A 14,112-nucleotide genomic window follows, 5' to 3' on the forward strand; every position below is an offset into this window, starting at 1 on the left:
TGTTGCGGCCGCGACTCAACCGAAGGTTACAGATTTCTTAATTCTGGTGGGACCAAGGAATAGGGATCGGGTAAGATGCGATTTACTGGACGGTGCCATAATGCCCTTCCGCCGTCGTGGGTTCCAGGTCTGAATCGTCGATTTTGATCCCTGTATCCGGGAGTTGTTCCCTATGCCCCGCGTTCTCGTCATCGACGACCAGAAGGACGTCCGCGCGATGGTCGGGATCGTGCTTCGGGTCCATCGTTTCGAGGTCGTGGAGGCAGAAAGCGGCGCGGCCGGGCTGAACGCCTTCGCGGAAAGCCCGTTTGACGCGGCGATCGTCGATATCTTCCTTGGCGACACCAGCGGCGTCGACGTCATCGCGAGCCTGCGCGAGCGCGCGCCGGGACTTCCGATCATCGCGGTGTCCGGGATGACGACGCTGGATTTCATGGATCAATCGCCTCACCTTGCCAACGTGGTCTGCCTGCAAAAACCGTTTCGACCGAACGATCTCCTGCAAGCGCTGCGGAAGGCCCAGGCCGCGGCGGGCGGCGAACTGCCCGCAGCCGTCTGACCCTTGCCCAAAATCCTTGTCCAAAAAAGCCCTTGCCCAAAAGAAGAACGCCCCGGACGAGCCGGGGCGTGATGATGCTTGGATGGCGGCCCTGAGGCCGACGCGTTAGGTGCCGCTGCCCTTGATCTCGGTGTAGCCGCCCTTGGCATCCCATTTGTAGACGACGTAGTCGATCTGCTTGATGTCGCCCTTGGCGTCATACTCGATCGGGCCGATCACGGTGTCCCATTTGCCGGCCTTCATCGCCTCCATGACCTTCTTGGCATCGGTGGTGCCGGCCTTCTTGGCCGCCTGCGACCAGACCTGCATCGCCGCATAGGTGTAGAGCGTATAGCCTTCGGGGTCGATGTTCTTGGCCTTGAAGGCATCGACGATCTTCTTGGCGGTCGGCTTGTTGCGCGGATCGGGGCCGAAGGTGAACAGGGTGCCTTCGCCGGCCGGACCGGTGATGGAGGCGTACTCCTTGTCGGCGAGTGCGTCGCCGGCCATCAGCACCGTCTTGAGACCCTGGTCGCGCATCTGACGCAGGATCAGGCCGCTCTCCTGATGGTAGCCGCCGACATAGACGAGATCGATGTTGTCGCGCTTCAGGCGCGAGACGATCGCGTTGAAGTCCTTGTCGCCCTTGTTGTAGGACTCGTACATCTTCTCGGTGACGCCGGCCTTGTTGAGCGCCTTCTTGGTCTCGTCCGCAAGACCCTTGCCGTAGGTGGTCTTGTCGTTGAGGATCGCAATGTTCTTGCCCTTGAAGTTCTTGGCGATGTACTGCGCCGCGATCAGGCCCTGCTGATCGTCACGGCCGCAGACGCGTGCCACGTTCCAGAGCTTGCGCTCGGTGAACAGAGGATTGGTCGAAGCCGGGGTGATCTGGAGCACGTTGCCGTCGGCATAGGCTTCGGATGCGGGGATCGACGACGACGAGCAATAGTGCCCGGCGACGAACGGCATCTTCGCGCCGGCGATCTTCTCGGCGACCGAGCGCGCCTGCTTCGGATCGCAGGCATCGTCCTCGACGGAGAGCGCGAGTTTCTTGCCGTTGACGCCGCCGGCGGCATTGATATCGGCCACGGCCATCTCGGCGCCGTTCTTCATCTGGCGGCCGAAGGCGGACTCGCCGCCGGTCATCGGACCTGCGACTGCGATGCTGACATCCTGCGCGAATGCCGCGCTCGACAACGCGATCGATGCGCCGAATGCCAGACCGATGAGTTTCAGTGATTTCATGAGATACCTCGCGGGTGGTCGCCTGTGGAAGTTGCCGGGTATGCCCGGTCCAAACCGACGCCATTCTTGAACGAATTCGAGGAGAAGTCACCGGCAAAATACGGGCATCGGCGCAGATATCTCGCCCCATTCGGACGCACGTGGCCCGCCTCAGCCGTGTCGGCCGCCTTCCAGATAGGCGGCGCGAATCTCGGGGCGCTGCAGCAACTCGGCGCCGGTCCCGGCCAGCGTGATCAGGCCGTTGACCATGACATAGCCGCGATGGGCGAGCTTGAGCGCATGGTTGGCGTTCTGCTCGACGATCAGGACGGTCAGGCCGTCCTGCCGGTTCAGGGTGCGGATCGCGTCGAAAATCTGGCGCGCGATCAGCGGCGCGAGCCCGAGCGAGGGCTCGTCGAGCAGGAGCAGGCGGGGACGGCTCATCAAGGCGCGGCCGATCGCCAGCATCTGCTGCTCGCCGCCGGACAGGGTTCCGCCGCGCTGGGCGTAGCGCTCCTTCAGCCGCGGAAACAGCGAGAAGACGCGTGCCAGCGTCGCGTCGCGTTCGGAATCGGTGCATCCGGTGGCGTCGGCCCCCATCTGGAGGTTTTCCGCCACGCTCATGCGCGGGAAGATGCGCCGTCCCTCCGGCGATTGCGCGATGCGCAAATGCGCGATCTCGTGGGTGGGCACGTCGGTGATGTCGCGGCCCTCGTACAGGATCTGGCCGGCGCGGGCCCGCGGCTTGCCGAAGATCGTCATCATCAGCGTCGACTTGCCGGCGCCGTTGGCGCCGATCAGCGCCACGATCTCGCCGGCATTGATCTCGACGTCGACGCCCTTCAGCGCCTCGATCTTGCCGTAGGCGGCGCGAAGGCTGCGGATCGCGAGCAGGGGAGTGGGCGCCGAAGTCACGACCCGCCCTCCATCACGGCGACCGCCTCTTCCTCGTCGGCGCCGAGATAGGCGGCGATCACCTTGGGATCGTCGCGAACCTGGCGCGGCGTGCCTTGCGCGATCTTCACGCCGTGGTCCATCACCACGATGTGGTCGGAGATCTCCATCACCACCGACATATCGTGCTCGATCAGCAGGATCGAGGTGCCGAGCTCGTTGCGGATCGAGAGCAGGAGCTCGCTCAAGGCGGCGCTCTCGCGCGCGTTGAGGCCGGCTGCGGGCTCGTCCAGGCACAGAAGCGCGGGCTCGGTGCACATCGCCCGCGCGATTTCGAGCCGTCGCTGGTCGCCATAGGCGAAATTGCCGGCGGCATCGTCGGCGCGGTCGAGCAGGTTGACCCGCCTGAGCCAGTCGGTGGCCAGATCGATCGCGCGCTTCTCGGCATCGCGATAGCCGGGCGCACCGATCAGGCCGAGGAAGGTGAGGCCGGAGGCCCGCATCAAGGCGTTGTGCTGCGCCACCATCAGGTTTTCAAGCGCGGTCATGCCGGGAAACAGGCGGATGTTCTGGAAGGTGCGCGCCACCTTGGCCTGCTTGGCGATGCGGAAATCGTTCAGCCGCTCCAGCGCGATGATCTTGCCGTCGTCATGGGCGAGGCGGATGGAACCGCCGCTCGGCTTGTAGAAGCCGGTGATGCAGTTGAAAACGGTGGTCTTGCCGGCGCCGTTCGGCCCGATCAGCGCGGTGATCTTCTTGCGCTCGGCCGAGAACGACAGGTCCTGCACGGCCACGATGCCGCCGAAGCGCATGGTCAGCTGGTCGACGCTGAGAATCTTGTCGCCGCTCATCCGTGCCCTTCCTTGACGAGGTCGGAGGAGATCGCCTGCGCCTTGGTCAGATACACGGTCGGCGCGCGATGCCCGATCAGGCCGCGCGGCCGCCAGATCATGATCAGCACCATGGCCATGCCGAACACGAGCATGCGGTAGGTCTCGAGGCCGCGGAACAGCTCGAAGCCGCCGATCATGGCCAGCGCGGCAAGCGCCACGCCGAGTTGCGAGCCCATGCCGCCGAGCACGACGATGGCCAGCACCAGCGCCGATTCCTGGAAGGTGAAGGATTCCGGGCTGATGAAGCCCTGGCGGGTCGCGAAGAACGCACCGGCAAAGCCGCCGAACATCGCGCCGGTCGCGAACGCGGTCAGCTTGGTGGTCGTGGTGTTGATGCCGAGCGCGCGGCAGGCGACCTCGTCCTCGCGCAAAGCCTCCCAGGCGCGGCCGATCGGCAGGCGGCGCAGGCGGATCGTCACCCAGTTGGTGAGCAGCGCGAGCGCCAGGATCAAATAGAACAGGAAGACGATGCGATGGGTCGGCGAGTACTCGATGCCGAGCTTGGCGGCGAGCCCGTCGTCGCTGTTGTCGAGCGGGATGCCGAAGAAGGAGGGGCGGGGAATGCCGGGGACGCCGTTGGGGCCGCCGGTCAGGCTTTGCCAGTTGATGATGACGAGGCGGATGATCTCGCCAAAGGCGAGCGTCACGATGGCGAGATAGTCGCCGCGCAGGCGCAGCACGGGAAAGCCGAGCAGCACGCCCCAGAACGCGGCAAGGATGCCCGCGAGCGGCAGGCAGACCCAGAACGACCAGCCGAAATTGGTGGCAAGCAGCGCGTAGGAATAGGCGCCGACCGCATAGAAGGCGACGTAGCCGAGATCGAGCAGGCCGGCGAGGCCGACCACGACGTTCAATCCCCAGCCCAGCATGACATAGGTGAGCACGAGGATCGCGAGGTCGAGGATGTAGCGCTGGTTATAGAAGATCACAGGCACCAGCAGCGTGAAGATCAAGAGCGCGGGCGCGAGGTAGCGGCCGACGAACGACATCCCGCTCTGTACCGCGGGCGGCACCAGCTTCTCGGCGCCGGACGGGCCGATCCATTGCCGGAGCAGCTCGATGACGATGGAGCCTCCGAACACGCCGGCGACGAGCGCTGCGACCTCGCCGAAACGCGTCCAATAGGTGAGCTGGCCGTCGGCGCCGGCCTCGGTTCGGACGCCGACCATCAGTGAGAACAGCACCAGCGCGACCAGTGCGCTGAGCAGGGATTTTTTCAGGATGTAGGTCAAGCCGGCGGTGCGGCTTGCGTGCGTGGTCTTGTGCGGGATGGGTGTCACGCGGCGGTCCGTCAGACTTTTTCGACTTCGGGACGGCCGAGCAGGCCGGTCGGCATGAAGATCAGCACGACGATCAGGATCGAGAATGCCGCGACGTCCTTGTATTCGACCGAGAAATAGGCCGACCAGAACGTCTCGATCAGGCCTATCGCAAGACCGCCGAGCATGGCGCCGGGTAGCGAGCCGATGCCGCCGAGCACGGCCGCCGTGAAGGCCTTGATGCCGGCAACGAAGCCCATGAAGAAGTCGACCAGGCCGTAATAGAGCAGGTACATGAAACCCGCGACCGCGGCGAGCGCGGCGCCGATCACGAAGGTCATGGAGATGGTGCGGTCGACGTCGACGCCCAGCAGGGCCGCCATGGTCTGGTCCTGCTCGCAGGCGCGCATGTCGCGCCCGAGCCGCGTGCGCGACACCAGCCAGGTGAAGATCGCCAGCAGCACGATGGTGGTGATGACCACCATGATCTGGATATTGGAGAGCTGGATGACGAAGCCGTCCGCGCTCTCATGCAGCGTGTAGCCGCCGGTGATGAAGGGCGGGATCGGCTTGACGCGGGCGCCTTGCGCCACCTGCGAATAGTTGGTCAGCACGAACGACATGCCGATCGCCGACAGCATCGGGGCGAGGCGAAAGGAATGCCGCAGCGGCCGGTAGGCGATGCGCTCGATGGTCCAGCCATAAAGCGCCGTGATCGCCATCGCGACCAGCAGCACGACGAGCAGGATCACCGGGATCGCGGTCAGGCCGAGCGAGATCAGGATCAGGAAGGTGATCAGGGCTATGAAGCCGCCGATCATGAAGACGTCGCCGTGGGCGAAGTTGATCATGCCGACGATGCCGTAGACCATCGTGTAGCCGATCGCGATCAGGCCGTAGATGGAGCCGAGCACGAGGCCGTTAATGAGCTGCTGGGCGAAATAATCCATAGGCTGCCGTTTACCAAACCTGACGCGGCTCAAAGGGAGCTTTTCGAGAGAGAGTGATTGAGTTTCTTCTCGGGCCCCGGCAGCCCTTGAGCATTCTTCTCGTTTTGTAACAGGAGGGAACTGGCGGCCGCAACAGTGCAGGCCTAGGCATAAGGGCTTGTACAGAACTCATTTGGTGACGGACGTCATCTCCCCGGGTTCCGCAGCTGCGAGGAACCGGGTTCCGCATGGCAACCAAATCCAGGGCCCGTTGTTACTGTCCCTCTGACGTCCAACAAGGGAGTTCCCCCCGATGACGAAGCAGCAGAACCAGAATCCGGGTCAGCAGACTCAGAGCCCCGGTCAGCAGCGCCCAAGTCAGCAGCCAAGTCAGCAGCCAGGGCAGCAGCAGGGCGGCGGGCAGAAACCCGGACAGCAGCGGCAGGATGACCCGATGCGCCAGGGTAACCGGCCCGGCCAGCAGGGTGGCCAGCACGGTCAGGACAACTAGTTGGGAGCCCAGTGAGCAGTTGCGAGTGAGCAGGAGTGAGTGAGGACGGGCTCCGCCGAAAGGCGGGGCCTTTTTCGTCTGGGGCGCCGGCCGCCTGGCGGTTAAGGTAAACAAAGGGTTTAAATTGCCGCCGCAGACTGATGCGAGTTAGCTCCCGGCAAAGCCTTCCCATTGAAGGCTGCGTGGCAGGCGAAGCGGGAAGCGGCATGTTCAGGAACTGGCGGATCGACTCGGTCAACGGCGCGCTGCTGGCGGCCTATTTCATCCCGGCCTGGACGCTGGTTGCCTTCAACATCATAGTGGCACCGGTGCACGGCCTCTACGAGCGGCCGAGCGTCGCGGTGGCGCTGTACCTCAGCGACCATCTCCAGATGGCGGGGATGGACACGGTGCGCGCGGCCTGGCTGCTGGCACTGGGACGGCTGACCGTGGTGGCGTTCTTCGCGATCTACCTCGCGCTGCTGTGCATTCCCCGCGTCCGCAGGACTGGCGGCAGTGACGAGGCGCTCGGCATTGCGCTGGCGATCGGCAGCCTGATCTCGTTTGCGAGCATGGTCATGGCCTCGAAGGTCGGCGAGATGGCCGCGCTCCGGCTGCACGCCACCGAGCTCTTGCTGCTGCTGGGAGCTGCGATCGTGATGGTGATCGAGCGGCCTGTGGCGGCGCCAAAGGCCGTCGAGGCCGCTGCGCCGCTAGGTCTTGAGCAGGCCGAGCTCCTGCACAATCGCTGAGGCTTCCTTGACGGCGTGGTTCGCCGCCGGCACGCCGCAATAGATCGCCTGCTGGAGCAGAATTTCCTTGATGTCGTCGGGGGTGAAGCCGCCTTCGGCGAGTGCCGCGCGCACATGCAGGCGGAATTCGTCCCATTGCCCGAGCGCGACCATGGTGCCGATCACAAGCACCCGCCGGGTGCGCTCGTCGAAATGCGGCCGCGTCCAGATCTCGCCCCAGGCGTAGCGGGTGATCAGGTCCTGGAAATCGGTGTTGAAGGCATTGCGACCCGCGATCGACTTGTCGACCCAGGCATTGCCCAGCACTTTGCGGCGCACGTTCATGCCGGCATCGCGGCGCTTCTGGTCGTCCATGGTGTTTCTCCGGATCAGTCATTCCGGGGCGCCTCGAAGAGGCGAACCCGGAATCTCGAGGTTGTGAATGCCGATCGAGATTCCGGGTTCGATGCTTTGCATCGCCCCGGAATGACGATAGGCGCAATCAACGCTGCGTCAGGAACCCCACCACCGCATCGGTGAACGCGTGGGGTTGCTCGACATTGGAAATATGGGCGGCGTCGATGATGGTCATGCTCGCGCCGGGAATGTTTGAGCGGATCAGTTCGCCCGCGGATATCGGCGTCGCCATGTCGTGGCGGCCGGCGATCACCAATGTCGGGCTCTTGATCTTTGGCAGCAGCTCACGTTGGTCGAGCGTCGACAGCGCCTCGCAGCAGGCGAGATAGCCCTCGACGGGGGAGGCGAGCAGCATCGCCTTCATCCGGGCGGCGATGTCGGGCTCGCGCTCGCGGAAATCCTGGGTGAGCCAGCCCGCGATCACGGCATCGGCCACCGCCGCGATGCCGCCCTTCTTCACGGCATCGATGCGTTCCAGCCATTTGGTCGGCTCGGCATAGTAGCAGGAGGTGTTGGCGAGGATCAGCTTGCCGAATCGCTCCGGCGCATTCGCGCCCAGCCATTGCCCGACCATGCCGCCCATCGACAGGCCGCACCAATGCACCTTCTCGATGTTGAGATCGTCGAGGATTGCCAGCACGTCGCGGCCGAAGCGCTCCATCGTGTAGGGGCCGGGGGGAACGTTCGACTTGCCGTGGCCGCGGCGGTCATAGCGGATGACGCGGAAGACCTGCGTCAGCGCCTTCATCTGCGGCTCCCACATCTGAAGCGTGCAGCCGAGCGAATTGGACAGCATCAGGGTCGGCCCGCCGTCGCGGCCCTCGACAGAGACGTTGATCAGGCAACCGTCGGCATCGATCATGGGCATGGCATGTTCCTCGTCATGCGCGGGCTTGAGCCGCGCATCCATCTAAGAAGTGGAATCTATCCAGGATGATGGATTGCCGGGTCAAGCCCGGCAATGACATCAGGAGAGATCCAATGAATCGAGCAGCCGGTCGATCAGGGCTTGGGAAGCCCCTTGATAGGCCATCGGCTCGAACAATGCCGCAATTTTTTCCGGCGAAAGATGCGCGGTGACCTGCGAATCGCCTGACAGCACCTCGCGCAGATGCTTCTTCTCGGCGACTGCGCGCTTGCTCGCGGCCTCGATGAGATGATGCGCATCGCTCTTGCCGATGGTCTCGGCCAGCGCGAAGGTGATCGCCTCGGCCATGATCAGCCCGTGCGTCGCATCGAGATTGCTGCGCATGCGCGCCGCATCGACGTCGAGGCCCTCGGCGATGTCGACGATGGCGGCGAGCGCGCCCGAGGTGACCAGCATCAGTTGCGGCAGCGTCGGCCATTCCGCGTGCCAGGGGCCGGCGCTGCGCTCGTGGTCCTGCACCTGCGCGGCAAAAATCGTCGCGGCGAGCTGTGGGGCCATGGTCGCACATCCCAGCGCGCTTGCGGCCGCGACCGGGTTGCGCTTGTGCGGCATGGTCGAGGAGCCGCCGCGGCCTTCGCCGGCCGGCTCGAACGCCTCGGCGACATCGGTCTGCATCATCAGCGATACGTCGCGCGCGATCTTGCCGCAGCTGCCGGCGAGAATCGCAAGAGCCGATGCGGCTTCCGCGATGCGGTCGCGATGGGTGTGCCAGGGCGCTTCCGGCAGCGGCAGGTTGAGCTCCTGCGCCAGTCGTTCCGCAACGACGAGCCCCTTGTCGCCGAGGGCCGCGAGCGTGCCGGCCGCGCCGCCGAATTGCAGCGCGAGGCCCTCGCGGGAAAACCGCCTGAGGCGGCAGCGGGCGCGGGCAAGGCTTGCCGCATATTCGGCGGCCTTGAGCCCGAACGGCATCGGCAACGCGTGCTGGAGCCAGGTCCGCGCCACCATGGCGGTGTTGCGATGATTACGCGCCAGTGCGGCAAAGCCCTTGATGGCACGGCTGAGGTCGGCGTCGAGTGCATCGATGCCGGCACGCAGTGCGAGCATGGTCGCGCTGTCGATGACGTCCTGGCTGGTTGCGCCCCAATGCACGTAGCGGGCGGCCTCCGCATCGGCCTTGGCGACATTGGCGGTCAGCGCCCTGACCAGGGGAATCGCGAGATTGCCGGACCGTGTCGCGGCCTCGGCCAGCGCGGCCATGTCAAAGGTCTCCGCCTTGCACGCGGCTTCGATCGGGCCCACGGCGGCGGCGGGAACCACGCCGGTGGCGGCCTCGGCCCGGGCGAGGGCTGCCTCGAAATCGAGCATGTACTGAAGGGTGGAGCGGTCGTCGCAGACGGCGCGCATGGCGGTGCTCGACAGCATCGGCGCGAGCAGGGGGGAGAGGGCTGTGCTCATGTTGCGCGGGACCTAACCATCATGGCTCGCCTGTGCCAATCCAAAACCGACCGCACAAGATTTTTTGCAGTTGCGAATATGCATTGCACGTGACCGGAGGCCGCCCTTTCCTTTGCGGCCCCCGTGCGTTACTTGAACAGCATTATAGTTGCACGATCCCGGGAGGCACCCCATGGCCATGACGATGAACGGCGAAGTCCAGCTTGCGGCGCCGCGCGAGGCTGTGTGGGCCAAGCTCAACGATCCCGAGGTGCTGAAGGCCTGCATCCCCGGCTGCGAGGAGCTGGAGAAGACCGACGACGGCGGCTTTCGCGCCACAGCCAAAATGAAGGTCGGCCCGGTGTCGGCGCGCTTCAAGGGCAAGGTGACGCTCTCCGATCTCGATCCGCCGAACGGCTACAAGATCTCCGGCGAAGGCGAGGGCGGGGTGGCCGGCTTCGCCAAGGGCGGCGCCGTGGTCAACCTCGCGGAGAAGGACGGCGGCACGCTGCTCTCCTACGACGTCGAGGCGCAGATCGGCGGCAAGTTGGCGCAGCTCGGACAGCGCCTCATCAACGGCGCCGCCAAGAAGCTGGCCGACGAGTTTTTCGCGAACTTCGCCAAGGCGGTACAGGGCTGAAGGCTATCGCCTTTCGGCATGGCGCCTTGCGTCCGGGGCGATGTTGCCCCGGGCCATAATGGCCCATATGATGGGTTGGAATAATTATAAGAACCGCTTCGACGGGACCCGTCGGGGCGCTGATAGAGAGTGCTTATGGCCAAAATCTCCCTCATCGTGAACGGCAATCCTGTGACGGCCAACGTCGATCCCCGCACGCTTCTGGTGCAGTTCCTGCGCGAGAATCTGCGGCTGACCGGCACCCATGTCGGCTGCGACACCTCGCAGTGTGGCGCCTGCGTCGTGCATCTCGACGGCAAGGCCGTGAAGTCCTGCACCACGCTTGCCGTGATGGCCGACGGCCACGAGGTCAAGACGATCGAGGGGCTGGCCGCCGATGGTGCGCCGCTGCATCCGATGCAGGAAGCCTTCCGCGAGCACCATGGCCTGCAGTGCGGCTTCTGCACGCCCGGCATGATCATGACCGCGATCGACATCGTTCATCGCAAGGGCCACGAGGTCGACGACCACACCATCCGCGAGGAGCTGGAAGGCAATCTCTGCCGCTGCACCGGCTACCAGAACATCGTCACCTCGATTTCCGCCGGCGCCAAGGCGATGGCGAAATCCGACCTCGCCTAAATCGACACGCGCGCATCCCGCGATCAGGACATTCAGATGTACGAATTCAAATATCATCGCCCCGGGACGGTCCGGCAGGCCGCCAACCTCCTGGTGAAGAACGAAGACGCCAAGGTGATCGCCGGCGGTCACACGCTGATTCCCGTCATGAAGCAGCGCCTCGCCAGCCCGCCGCATCTGGTCGACCTCTCCCACATCGAGGGGCTCAACACGATCGAGATGAAGGGCCGCTCGCTGGTGATCGGCGCCACCGCCAGGCACGCTGAGGTCGCGACCTCCGCCATCGTGGGCGAAGCGATCCCGGCGCTCGCGAGCCTTGCCGGCGGAATCGGCGATCCCGCCGTGCGCCACAAGGGCACGATCGGCGGCTCGCTCGCCAACAACGATCCGACCGCGGACTATCCGGCTGCGGTGCTGGCGCTCGGCGCCACCATCGTCACCAACAAGCGTCGCCTCAAGGCCGAAGAGTATTTCCAGGGGCTGTTCACGACGGCGCTCGAGGCCGACGAGATCATCACCAAGGTGATGTTCCCGCTGCCGAAGAAGGCCGCCTACGTCAAATTCCGCAACCAGGCCTCGCGTTACGCGCTGGTCGGCGTGTTCGTGGCGCGGCGTCCTTCGGACGTGCGCGTTGCCGTCACCGGCGCCGGCTCCGAAGGCGTGTTCCGCGTCACCGCGTTCGAGGAAGCCCTGAAGAAGCGCTTTTCGGCGAAGGCGCTCGATGGCATCGAGGTGCCGGCCGAGGGTCTTAACAGCGACATCCACGGCAGTGCCGAATACCGCGCGCACCTCATCGGGGTGCTGACGCGGCGGGCCGTCGACGCCGCCAATGCCAAGGAATGATGGGCCTCACCAATTGGCCCAACGACTTGCCCCGGTGAGGGCGTAAACGAGACTGGCCCTTTCATGACTTCAGCGGCCCTACCGGCATCGGTCGATGCGATGCTCGAACTCCTCACGTCGCGCGGCTACCTCGCGGAGCGCTCGCTGGCGACGGTGACCTACCTGTCGCTGCGCATGGGTCGGCCGCTGTTTCTCGAAGGCGAGGCCGGCGTCGGCAAGACCGAGATCGCAAAAGTGCTGTCGGCGGCGCTGGGGCGGAAGCTGATCCGCCTGCAGTGCTACGAAGGCCTCGACGTCTCCTCCGCGGTCTACGAGTGGAACAGCGCCGCGCAGATGATCGCGATCCGGATGGCGGAAGCCGCCGGCGACACCGATCGCGATCAACTGTCGAGCGACATCTTCGCCGACCGCTACATGATCAAGCGGCCGCTGCTCCAGGCGCTGGAGCCCGACGTTGCCGGCCCGCCGGTGCTCCTGATCGACGAGCTCGACCGCGCCGACGAGGCGTTCGAAGCTTACCTCCTGGAAATCCTCAGCGACTTCCAGGTGACGATCCCCGAATTCGGCACCGTGAAGGCGCCGCATCCGCCGATCGTCATCATCACCTCCAACCGCACCCGCGAGATCCACGACGCGCTGAAGCGGCGCTGCCTCTATCACTGGGTGGATTATCCCGCCGCCGAGCGCGAGCTCGCGATCGTCAAGACGCGCGTGCCCGGCATCTCCGCAAAGCTGTCGCAGCAGGTGGTGCGCTTCGTCCAGGCGCTGCGCAACCAGGACTTCTACAAGTCTCCGGGCGTCGCCGAGACCATCGACTGGGCCACCGCGCTGTCCGAGCTCGACGCCCGCTCGCTGACCCCGCAAGTGGTCGGCGACACGCTGGGCGCGCTGCTCAAGTACCAGGACGACATCACCCGCATGCAGGGCGACGCCTTGCAGAAGGTGCTGAAGGAAGCGACGAGCGAGGATTGATCTCGCGGCAAAGTTAGCTCGTCATTCCGGGGCGCGCGTCAGCGCGAACCCGGAATCCATTGAGCCACGAGGACCGCGGGTAAATGGATTCCGGGCTCGCGCCCAAGAGGGCGCGCCCCGGAATGACGAGGGGATGGATACGAACCATGGCCATCAACCACCTGGCACCCGAGCAGACCGAGCAGTTTGCCGACAACATCGTCGGCTTCGCCCGCGCGCTGCGCGCGGCGGGCATGCCGGTCGGGCCGGGTGCGGTGATCGATGCCATGAACGCGCTTGAGGTGATCGACATCGGCAACCGGGCCGACGTCTTCACCACGCTGGAGGCGATCTTCGTCAAGCGTCACGAGCATGCGCTGATCTTCAAGCAGGCCTTCAACCTGTTCTTCCGCGCCTCGGAGGAGTGGAAGCACATGCTGGATTCGGTGCCGCTGCCGGATCAGGCCAAGAAGAAGCCGCAGGCCGGCGCACGGCGTGTGCAGGAAGCGATGTCGCAGCCGCGCATGACGGAGACGGCGCAGCACCAGGAGCAGGATCTGCGTCTGTCGGTGTCCGACAAGGAAATCCTGCAGAAGAAGGATTTTGCGCAGATGAGCGCAGCGGAGATCTCCGAGGCCTTGCACGCCGTCGAGCGGATGCGGCTGCCGCAGGCCGAACTGCTGACGCGCCGGCACCGGCCCGATTCCCGAGGCCTGCGCCTCGACCTGCGCCGCACGCTACGTGCGTCATTGCGCACCGGTGGCGACATCATCGACATCCATCGGCTCGGGCGGATCGAGAAGCCGGCGCCGATCGTCGCGCTGCTCGACATCTCGGGCTCGATGAACGAATACACCCGCCTGTTCCTGCATTTCCTCCATGCCATCGGCGATGCGCGCAAGCGCGTCTCGGTGTTCCTGTTCGGCACCCGCCTGACCAACGTCACCCGCGCGCTGCGCCAGCGCGATCCCGACGAGGCGCTGGCGAGCTGCTCGGCCTCGGTCGAGGACTGGGCCGGCGGCACGCGGATCTCGGCCTCGCTGCACAACTTCAACAAATTGTGGGCGCGCCGCGTCCTGAGCCAGGGCGCCATCGTGCTCCTGATCTCCGACGGGCTGGAGCGGGAGGCCGATTCCAGGCTCGCCTTCGAGATGGACCGGCTGCACCGCTCCTGCCGGCGGCTGATCTGGCTCAACCCGCTGTTGCGTTTCGGCGGCTTCGAGGCCAAGGCGCAGGGCATCAAAATGATGCTCCCGCACGTTGACGAATTCCGCCCGGTACATAATTTGAGTTCGATCCAGGAGCTGATCACGACGCTCTCCCGGCCGCTGCCGCCGCATCACCGCAGCCTGATCCGTTCCGCAGCTTGAGAGGTTACCC

At 65.2% G+C, this 14,112-nt stretch carries 16 protein-coding genes; 7 read left to right on the forward strand and 9 right to left on the reverse strand.

The annotated features are described in order from the left end of the window. Nucleotides 1–172: 172 nt before the first annotated feature. Nucleotides 173–559: a response regulator gene (locus A3M7_RS0138745; protein WP_027548685.1), complete on the forward strand. Its 387-nt coding sequence runs from the start codon at nt 173–175 to the stop codon at nt 557–559. 105 nt (nt 560–664) lie between these two features. Here the strand turns inward: A3M7_RS0138745 and A3M7_RS0138750 are convergent, their stop codons facing one another. The 6 genes from A3M7_RS0138750 to A3M7_RS48005 all read right to left on the reverse strand — a co-directional run bounded on the left by A3M7_RS0138750 (nt 665) and on the right by A3M7_RS48005 (nt 6,233). Then, on the reverse strand, nt 665–1,783 hold the full coding sequence (locus tag A3M7_RS0138750) for a branched-chain amino acid ABC transporter substrate-binding protein (protein ID WP_027548686.1): 1,119 nt from the start codon (nt 1,781–1,783) through the stop codon (nt 665–667). A 150-nt stretch (nt 1,784–1,933) separates the two neighbouring features. Next, complete coding sequence (locus A3M7_RS0138755; RefSeq protein WP_027548687.1) at nt 1,934–2,677, reverse strand: ABC transporter ATP-binding protein; 744 nt, start codon at nt 2,675–2,677, stop codon at nt 1,934–1,936. Further along, nucleotides 2,674–3,507 carry an ABC transporter ATP-binding protein gene (locus A3M7_RS0138760; protein WP_027548688.1) on the reverse strand — a complete coding sequence of 278 codons (834 nt, stop codon included), beginning with the start codon at nt 3,505–3,507 and terminating at the stop codon, nt 2,674–2,676. Before A3M7_RS0138760 ends, A3M7_RS0138755 begins: the two co-directional genes overlap by 4 nt. Then, entirely contained in the window at nt 3,504–4,781 is a 1,278-nt protein-coding gene (gene livM / locus A3M7_RS0138765) for a high-affinity branched-chain amino acid ABC transporter permease LivM (protein ID WP_371090253.1), read from the reverse strand. Before livM ends, A3M7_RS0138760 begins: the two co-directional genes overlap by 4 nt. Nucleotides 4,782–4,840: 59 nt before the next feature. Next, on the reverse strand, nt 4,841–5,758 hold the full coding sequence (locus A3M7_RS0138770; protein ID WP_027548690.1) for a branched-chain amino acid ABC transporter permease: 918 nt from the start codon (nt 5,756–5,758) through the stop codon (nt 4,841–4,843). Nucleotides 5,759–6,011: 253 nt separating this feature from the next. Then, a complete protein-coding gene (locus A3M7_RS48005) occupies nt 6,012–6,233 on the reverse strand; it encodes a hypothetical protein (protein WP_198033898.1) in 222 nt (73 codons plus the stop codon). A 221-nt stretch (nt 6,234–6,454) separates the two neighbouring features. On the opposite strand from A3M7_RS48005, the gene A3M7_RS0138780 reads away from it, so the two are divergent. Beyond that, nucleotides 6,455–6,979 (forward strand): hypothetical protein, encoded by a 525-nt coding sequence (locus A3M7_RS0138780; protein WP_027548692.1) that lies wholly within the window; start codon nt 6,455–6,457, stop codon nt 6,977–6,979. On the opposite strand, the gene A3M7_RS0138785 is transcribed toward A3M7_RS0138780, so the two are convergent. The 3 genes from A3M7_RS0138785 to A3M7_RS0138795 all read right to left on the reverse strand — a co-directional run bounded on the left by A3M7_RS0138785 (nt 6,941) and on the right by A3M7_RS0138795 (nt 9,698). Beyond that, nucleotides 6,941–7,333: a carboxymuconolactone decarboxylase family protein gene (locus A3M7_RS0138785; protein WP_027548693.1), complete on the reverse strand. Its 393-nt coding sequence runs from the start codon at nt 7,331–7,333 to the stop codon at nt 6,941–6,943. The two genes, A3M7_RS0138780 and A3M7_RS0138785, sit on opposite strands and share 39 nt — an antisense overlap. A 127-nt stretch (nt 7,334–7,460) precedes the next feature. Then, nucleotides 7,461–8,243 (reverse strand): 3-oxoadipate enol-lactonase, encoded by a 783-nt coding sequence (gene pcaD, locus A3M7_RS0138790; RefSeq protein WP_027548694.1) that lies wholly within the window; start codon nt 8,241–8,243, stop codon nt 7,461–7,463. A gap of 99 nt (nt 8,244–8,342) precedes the next feature. Beyond that, the gene (locus A3M7_RS0138795; RefSeq protein ID WP_027548695.1) at nt 8,343–9,698 is read right to left on the reverse strand and encodes a 3-carboxy-cis,cis-muconate cycloisomerase; all 1,356 of its coding nucleotides are present in this window, start codon (nt 9,696–9,698) and stop codon (nt 8,343–8,345) included. A gap of 172 nt (nt 9,699–9,870) precedes the next feature. Here A3M7_RS0138795 and A3M7_RS0138800 point away from each other — a divergent pair, with 172 nt between their 5' ends. The 5 genes from A3M7_RS0138800 (at nt 9,871) to A3M7_RS0138820 (ending at nt 14,102) form a co-directional block, all read left to right on the forward strand. Then, nucleotides 9,871–10,317, forward strand: a complete 447-nt coding sequence (locus tag A3M7_RS0138800; protein ID WP_027548696.1) for a carbon monoxide dehydrogenase subunit G — start codon at nt 9,871–9,873, stop codon at nt 10,315–10,317. Between the two features lie 135 nt (nt 10,318–10,452). Next, nucleotides 10,453–10,938: a (2Fe-2S)-binding protein gene (locus tag A3M7_RS0138805; protein ID WP_027548697.1), complete on the forward strand. Its 486-nt coding sequence runs from the start codon at nt 10,453–10,455 to the stop codon at nt 10,936–10,938. A 36-nt stretch (nt 10,939–10,974) separates the two neighbouring features. Then, nucleotides 10,975–11,781, forward strand: coding sequence for a xanthine dehydrogenase family protein subunit M (locus A3M7_RS0138810; RefSeq protein WP_027548698.1), 807 nt, complete (start codon nt 10,975–10,977; stop codon nt 11,779–11,781). Nucleotides 11,782–11,844: 63 nt separating this feature from the next. Then, nucleotides 11,845–12,753, forward strand: coding sequence for a MoxR family ATPase (locus tag A3M7_RS0138815; protein ID WP_027548699.1), 909 nt, complete (start codon nt 11,845–11,847; stop codon nt 12,751–12,753). A 146-nt stretch (nt 12,754–12,899) separates the two neighbouring features. Continuing rightward, a complete protein-coding gene (locus A3M7_RS0138820) occupies nt 12,900–14,102 on the forward strand; it encodes a VWA domain-containing protein (RefSeq protein WP_027548700.1) in 1,203 nt (400 codons plus the stop codon). Nucleotides 14,103–14,112: the final 10 nt, after the last annotated feature.

Source organism: Bradyrhizobium sp. WSM2254 (assembly GCF_000472645.1).
Taxonomy (GTDB): domain Bacteria; phylum Pseudomonadota; class Alphaproteobacteria; order Rhizobiales; family Xanthobacteraceae; genus Bradyrhizobium; species Bradyrhizobium niftali.

What these genes read in the sequence shown, in the direction of transcription:
- pcaD (WP_027548694.1), bottom strand. Translation starts at nt 8,243, where the DNA reads ATGCCCATGATCGATGCCGACGGTTGCCTGATCAACGTCTCTGTCGAG.
- A3M7_RS0138745 (WP_027548685.1), top strand. Translation starts at nt 173, where the DNA reads ATGCCCCGCGTTCTCGTCATCGACGACCAGAAGGACGTCCGCGCGATG.
- A3M7_RS0138805 (WP_027548697.1), top strand. Translation starts at nt 10,453, where the DNA reads ATGGCCAAAATCTCCCTCATCGTGAACGGCAATCCTGTGACGGCCAAC.
- A3M7_RS0138750 (WP_027548686.1), bottom strand. Translation starts at nt 1,783, where the DNA reads ATGAAATCACTGAAACTCATCGGTCTGGCATTCGGCGCATCGATCGCG.
- A3M7_RS0138785 (WP_027548693.1), bottom strand. Translation starts at nt 7,333, where the DNA reads ATGGACGACCAGAAGCGCCGCGATGCCGGCATGAACGTGCGCCGCAAA.
- A3M7_RS0138760 (WP_027548688.1), bottom strand. Translation starts at nt 3,507, where the DNA reads ATGAGCGGCGACAAGATTCTCAGCGTCGACCAGCTGACCATGCGCTTC.
- A3M7_RS0138800 (WP_027548696.1), top strand. Translation starts at nt 9,871, where the DNA reads ATGGCCATGACGATGAACGGCGAAGTCCAGCTTGCGGCGCCGCGCGAG.
- A3M7_RS0138820 (WP_027548700.1), top strand. Translation starts at nt 12,900, where the DNA reads ATGGCCATCAACCACCTGGCACCCGAGCAGACCGAGCAGTTTGCCGAC.
- A3M7_RS0138780 (WP_027548692.1), top strand. Translation starts at nt 6,455, where the DNA reads ATGTTCAGGAACTGGCGGATCGACTCGGTCAACGGCGCGCTGCTGGCG.
- A3M7_RS0138770 (WP_027548690.1), bottom strand. Translation starts at nt 5,758, where the DNA reads ATGGATTATTTCGCCCAGCAGCTCATTAACGGCCTCGTGCTCGGCTCC.
- A3M7_RS0138810 (WP_027548698.1), top strand. Translation starts at nt 10,975, where the DNA reads ATGTACGAATTCAAATATCATCGCCCCGGGACGGTCCGGCAGGCCGCC.
- A3M7_RS0138795 (WP_027548695.1), bottom strand. Translation starts at nt 9,698, where the DNA reads ATGAGCACAGCCCTCTCCCCCCTGCTCGCGCCGATGCTGTCGAGCACC.
- A3M7_RS0138815 (WP_027548699.1), top strand. Translation starts at nt 11,845, where the DNA reads ATGACTTCAGCGGCCCTACCGGCATCGGTCGATGCGATGCTCGAACTC.